The sequence below is a fragment of the Vibrio sp. D173a genome (genome assembly GCF_030248475.1).
Map to the genome: position 1 here is coordinate 1 of NZ_JAHGAH010000658.1, position 787 is coordinate 787.

1 protein-coding gene is annotated in these 787 nt (G+C 45.4%); it reads right to left on the bottom strand.

Annotated features, from left to right (window positions below; genetic code table 11):
• On the bottom strand, positions 1-787 hold a 787-nt coding region (locus tag KIV40_RS28290; protein WP_285352532.1), incomplete at both ends, for a DNA polymerase domain-containing protein.

The window sequence follows — 787 nt, forward strand, 5'->3', positions numbered from 1 at the left end:
TTTGGCTCTGGGCCGTTTAAGGTAATCAAATACTCAATTCGCCCTTTGTTTTGATATTGAAGAGGGCGGCCTAGCTCTTCGTTTATCTCATCCGCCATACGTGCTGCTCTTACTTGAGGCGGAATATTTTTCTGATATTCGTGCAGTTGACGTCTCAAGCGTTTTTGATAAACCAGCAAATCGTCGTGTTTGCCAGCCGCTGTTTCATCGACAAAATTGCGGACGTAGTCGGTTGGGTCTTGGTCATGAAAAACCATTTCATACAAGGTTTGTTGAAAGCGCTGTGCAAGTGGAGTCCAGTCAGTACGTGCGCTCTCTAGGCCTTTAAATACGATCTTCTCATCGCCTTGTTCGCCGATTAGTCCTGCATAGCGTTTCTTTGAGCCTGTCTCTGAACCACGAATAGTGGGCATCAAGAACTTGCGATAGTGAGTTTCGTACTCGAGTTCAAGGATGGAAGTCAGGTTGTACTTGTCTTTAAGATGTTGTGTCCACCAATCGTTGATATATGCGACAAGCGATTGACCGATTTCATCGGCGTCTTCTTGACTGTAGCTACCATTCAGAGACACGAATGTAGAGTCAGTGTCACCATAGATAACCTGATAACCTTTCTCTTCGATAAGTACCTTGGTTTGTTTCATGATTTCATGGCCGCGCATGGTAATCGACGACGCCAAACGAGTATCGAAGAAGCGGCAACCGGATGAGCCCAAAACCCCATAAAATGAGTTCATGATGATCTTGATCGCTTGCGAGAAGGCCTTTTCATTGTTCTTCTTCGCAA